The sequence below is a fragment of the Priestia sp. KCTC 13724 genome (assembly GCF_056820425.1).
Genome location: NZ_JBXDLD010000074.1, coordinates 1 through 4,856 on the forward strand (window position 1 = coordinate 1; position 4,856 = coordinate 4,856).

A 4,856-nucleotide genomic window follows, 5' to 3' on the forward strand; every position below is an offset into this window, starting at 1 on the left:
TTGCGTATTTGTCTTTTTTATTTTATAAGATGGAAATATTTTGAACTGAATTTACTCATTATCAGTTCTATATTTATTCTAAAGATTGACGCTCCTCGTTTACTAAAAGCAAAAATGCACAAAGAATTCAAAGTGCTTATTTTTTTGCTTTCAATTAGCTTTAGCATGGTTATTGCTAGAGGTATATTGCAGGACGTCCCTAACCCTTTAAATGGGATTGCGTTCCTTTTAAGACCTCTTACTGATATTCTAGTTCAGATTTTAAGGTAAAAATAGGTGAAACGACTATGAAGAAAAATAAGATATCCTCTACTCAGTTTAGAATATTAGTCACGCTACACTGTGTAGGGAGCGCTATTCTTGTTGTACCATCAGCCATAGCTGCTGATGCAAAACAAGACGCATGGATTTCAGCTTTTTTAGGTATTATGATTGGGGTTATTTTAGTACAGTTGTACGTTGCAATTGGGAACCTTTCTCCAAATAAAACGCTAATTGAATTAAATGAATATCTTCTTGGAAAGTGGATTGGAAAGGCTGTATCTCTTCTTTTTTTTCTTTCTGTATTTTTATTTTGTGGTGAAGTTCTATACTACTTAGGGAGCTTCTTAGCCACACAGGTTATTGACGAAACCCCTATTTTATTAATTAATATCGCATTTATGCTTGTTGTAGCGATTGGTGTTCGATCGGGAGTAGAAAATTTAGCGAGATCGGCTCAAATTTTGTTTCCATGGTTTGTCATACCCTTCATTGCGTTAATCTGCTTTATTGCACCACAAAGCGATTTTAAAAATCTTCAGCCCATAACGGATATAAACCTAAAATCACTCGTCAGCTCTACATTTACTTTTGTTAACATTAGCTATCTTACTTTTCCTGCTTTACTTATGCTATTTCCTGCACATATAAATCGATTCAAAAAAGCAAAATCTTCGTTTTTAAAAGGTGGCATTATAGGAGGATTCATCATGTGTATCCTTATTTTATTAAGCACCTTAGTTTTAGGTCCCTTTGTCTCTGCAAGTACTTCCTACCCTAGTTATGAACTAGCGATGCGAATTAATATAGGGACATTTTTGCAAGGAATTGAAATCTTAATTGCGATCATGTGGTTTATTTCTTTGTACTTTAAATTATCTATTTACTTTTACGGTACCGTTTCAAGCTTTGCACAAATTTTTGGATTAAAAGAGTATAAGGCTTTTACTCTTCCATTTGCCATTATGGTTATCGTTTTATCCATTACCGTCTATCCAAGCATCAGTTATCAAAAAGTATGGGACAGTGAGACATGGCTTTCCTATAGCTTAATTTTTGGATTGATATATCCACTACTTCTTTTCATAGTTGGATTATTTCGTAAAAGACGTCAACGTAGCAAATAATCACACGTATGACTACCTAGAACACAGATATGAGGATGCGATTTGTCCTCTCTCTAATGATGCTCACATCAGATATTTTTGAAATGGGCAAAGATAAATTGTTATTATTCCTTATAGCATTTCTTCTATCACCTCTAAAAATAACTACCAGCCGAACCCTCTCGAATGCTCCGACAAAGAGCATCATGAATAAAATTTTGGAGCGTTCTTCTCAAATATCAGAACCCGGTTGGTTTATAATCAGGAGGCTAAATAAACCAAAAGCCATTCAGAAGTACTGAGGTGTAACAATTCTCACTACAGAGGCCATTATCTTTTATGTATGTATTCGCTTTTTAGAATTTCAACATAATTTTCAACAACTTTCACAAACTAACGATAGCTAGCACAATGTTAAACGGTCCTTTCTTTTTAATACTGTGCTTTTTGCAAACAGCCAACAAGCCATAGATATTAAAAAATAATGCTATAGAAACGTAATTTATTTCAATTTAAATTAGGAAGGGTGATTTCATTGAAAAAGTTACTTTTATGCTTAACACTCACTTTTATTTCGTTCACTAACCTTGCTTGGTTTTCTCCCGCTCATGCAGTAGAATCCAGAGAACCAGCTTACGCGAAGTGGGGAAAGCTTGCGATGCAAAAAACAAAAGAAAAGTACCCGAAAGCCGCTATTTATGACTATTTGCATGTAAAAAAAGAACAGCAAGGTAATATGTCAAAAGAAACCTTTAAGCTTTGGTTAAATGAAAACAACCAAAAATTCACGGTAATTGTTTCAATTGAATTTAACACATCATCAGAAGCTGTCTCAAAGATAAGTTTTAAAGAAGAATAAAAAAACCAAGTGGCAAATTAGCCAGCTTGGTTTGTTCTATTTCTATTATTAACGCCTGATATCCGGACAAGGTTGGTTCTATTCAGAATTGCAATAAGAAAGGAAAGCAAACAGAAACCTGCTGCAGTTGTAAACGTTATGCGAACACCGAAATAATCTGTTATATACCCAAAGAGCAATGAAGAAATTCCAAAAGACCCGTATATTAGTGTATCTCTTGCTGAATACACTTTAGCCAGCAACTCTTTTTTGGCATTTCTTTGAATAATGGTCACTTCTGCAACATCTCTCGCCATTTGTGGTAACCCGTACAATAGTGAAATCATAGCGGCTAACCATGCTATAGAAGTCGTTCCAAACCAAAGAGTAAGAACCATTAGGAAGAATGATGACCACATCATCGCTTGACCTAAATTCTTCTCCATTACTTTAGAATAGCGATATACAAGCGCTCCGCTTAATAACATTCCTGCAAAGAAAGCTGCATTAATAATTCCCCACCACGCTTGTGTTTGATCCAGAGCCTCTTCGACAAATACAAGTATAATGGCCGCAATCCAAACTCCTCCAGCCACAGTTTCTAACACTGTCATCACGTTGATTATCCGGAGCTGCTTTGAATTCCAAATAATTTGCCACCCTTCCTTAATCACGCCTAGCTTAGGTGATGCTTCTGCGCTCTTTTCTATGGGTTCCACTTTAATCAAACACATAAAAATAGATGAAGTAGTAAACAGCAAAAAAGTGAACCATAGCATATTAACTTGGCCCCACCATATCATTAGTATGCTTCCAGCAGGCCAGGCGACAAGTCTTGTTATTTGATCAATCATAGCTAAAAAGCTGTTTGCTTTTACAAGATGCTCGTCATCGATTAGGCTTGGAACAAGCGCATTGCGCGCCGGTGATGCCGCTCCATCTAAAAAAGAAATGCATCCAATCACTATGTAGACTAGCCATAAACGGTCTATGCTTATATGCAGTGCCATAAGACAAAGCACTAGCAAAAAAATCGTTTTCCCAACCTGAGAGTAAGATAGAATTGCTTTCAACTGATACTTTTCGATCATTAAAGGCGCCACGATACCACTTACTAACGCTGTCATCGTAATAACAAATGGAATCAAGGACATGAAGGTAACTGATTTAGTCATGTGATATACTACTGCTGTTAAGCTCACAATATATAACACATCACCTAAATTCGCTAGCATTTGTCCAATCCAAAGAAAACGAAATGATTGTTCGTTATGAAATGTTGACATAGAAATCCCTCACATCTTATTTAGTTTTTAGCTTATAAGTGTAAGAGATTGTTTACATCGGACTTCCTCCCGCTCATTCTGATTGCTCTTATTTTATCATAATCAGCGCCTGTTGTTACATAATATTCTAATTTCATTGTCTTTTTCATTGCATTTCGAGGAAGTATTATAAAAGCGCCGAAACAAATTCCTAGTGAAGAAAATATTTTAGAAGTTCAATGGGTTGATTTTAAAACAGCAGAGGAATTGCTTCCTTACTACAATGGCTTTGTGCAATTGCTAACTACTGAAAGAATTCCATATACTCTACAAAAATGAGTTGAAACACAAACTTTTTAGCGCCCATTTTCAGCCCACCTCCTCCCTTTTTGGCATTATCTGCATATGATGAACAGGGAAAACACCTAGTTAGAGGAGGAAAAATAATGTATCCAAATTCACCTTATTACCATCAGTGGTATCATCAAATGTATCAGCAGTTTCATCCACCTTATTACTCTGCACCTGCAGCAAGCAGCCGAAACCATCAAACGAGAGAAATCAGAGATTACGGTCCAAATCCACTTGTTGTAAACATCAAAGAAGCGACTAAGCAAAATGAAACGTTTCGCACGGCTTTATGGACCGGAAAGCATTTTCAAGTAACGCTAATGAGTCTTGCACCAGGAGAAGATATTGGTTTAGAAATACATCCAGACGTAGACCAGTTTTTACGAGTTGAACAAGGGCAAGGGTCTGTCAAAATGGGCAATCGAAAAGATAACTTAACGTTTCAAACCGACGTTTCAGATGATTTTGCCATTATCGTACCTGCAGGAACATGGCATAACTTAACGAATACAGGAGACACACCTCTAAAGCTCTATTCTATTTATGCCCCGCCAAATCATCCGTTCGGAACTGTTCATCAAACGAAACAAGATGCAATGGAAGCAGAGTCGGAATAAATGTTTAGTTAAAAGGGGCTGTCCAAAAAGTCAGTAAAAGCTGATTTTTTGACAGCCCTCTTTCTGGATTTTTTTTTGAAAAAATACACAAAAAAATCGTCCTATCTAGTAAAATGAAAGTTACCACACCAACATTTCAAGAAAGGGACGATTTTTTATGTGCAATCATTATAACACGCAATTGACTCTTCTTCCAGAGACAGAGGAAAAAAAGACTTCTAAAAGACAATTAGCCCCTACTTTCAAACCCTATGACAATCGTCAAATTCAAGCAATCTTTGATATTGAAGCACTCATACCAGAACATCATGTGGCACGTGTGGTGGATGAAATGGTAGAGGCTGTTCCAGATAAGACCTTGTTTTCTCATTATAAAGGTGGAGGTCGTAGTTCCTTTCACCCCAAAATGATGCTTAAA

Annotated in this window: 6 protein-coding genes; 5 read left to right on the forward strand and 1 reads right to left on the reverse strand. The window is 36.3% G+C overall.

Features of this window, described 5'->3' with window-relative positions:
- The 3 genes from AC1UFB_RS11080 to AC1UFB_RS11090 form a co-directional block, all read left to right on the forward strand.
- Positions 1–270 (forward strand): hypothetical protein (locus AC1UFB_RS11080; protein ID WP_482589209.1); only part of this gene is annotated, 270 nt, incomplete at its 5' end.
- Between the two features lie 17 nt (positions 271–287).
- Positions 288–1,388 carry a GerAB/ArcD/ProY family transporter gene (locus tag AC1UFB_RS11085; protein WP_025910950.1) on the forward strand — a complete coding sequence of 367 codons (1,101 nt, stop codon included), beginning with the start codon at positions 288–290 and terminating at the stop codon, positions 1,386–1,388.
- 514 nt (positions 1,389–1,902) lie between these two features.
- Positions 1,903–2,226 carry a DUF3889 domain-containing protein gene (locus AC1UFB_RS11090; protein ID WP_157803533.1) on the forward strand — a complete coding sequence of 108 codons (324 nt, stop codon included), beginning with the start codon at positions 1,903–1,905 and terminating at the stop codon, positions 2,224–2,226.
- A 17-nt stretch (positions 2,227–2,243) separates the two neighbouring features.
- Here the strand turns inward: AC1UFB_RS11090 and AC1UFB_RS11095 are convergent, their stop codons facing one another.
- A complete protein-coding gene (locus AC1UFB_RS11095) occupies positions 2,244–3,491 on the reverse strand; it encodes an MFS transporter (RefSeq protein WP_100346988.1) in 1,248 nt (415 codons plus the stop codon).
- Positions 3,492–3,916: 425 nt separating this feature from the next.
- Between AC1UFB_RS11095 and AC1UFB_RS11100 the strand changes: the two genes are divergently transcribed.
- A complete protein-coding gene (locus AC1UFB_RS11100; protein WP_100346987.1) occupies positions 3,917–4,438 on the forward strand; it encodes a cupin domain-containing protein in 522 nt (173 codons plus the stop codon).
- A gap of 157 nt (positions 4,439–4,595) precedes the next feature.
- A partial coding sequence (locus AC1UFB_RS11105) for a transposase (protein WP_482589212.1) occupies positions 4,596–4,856 on the forward strand: 261 nt, incomplete at its 3' end.

Bases quoted from the DNA above. Each gene is read 5' to 3' on its own strand.
- AC1UFB_RS11100 (WP_100346987.1), top strand. From the start codon at position 3,917: ATGTATCCAAATTCACCTTATTACCATCAGTGGTATCATCAAATGTAT.
- AC1UFB_RS11085 (WP_025910950.1), top strand. From the start codon at position 288: ATGAAGAAAAATAAGATATCCTCTACTCAGTTTAGAATATTAGTCACG.
- AC1UFB_RS11095 (WP_100346988.1), bottom strand. From the start codon at position 3,491: ATGTCAACATTTCATAACGAACAATCATTTCGTTTTCTTTGGATTGGA.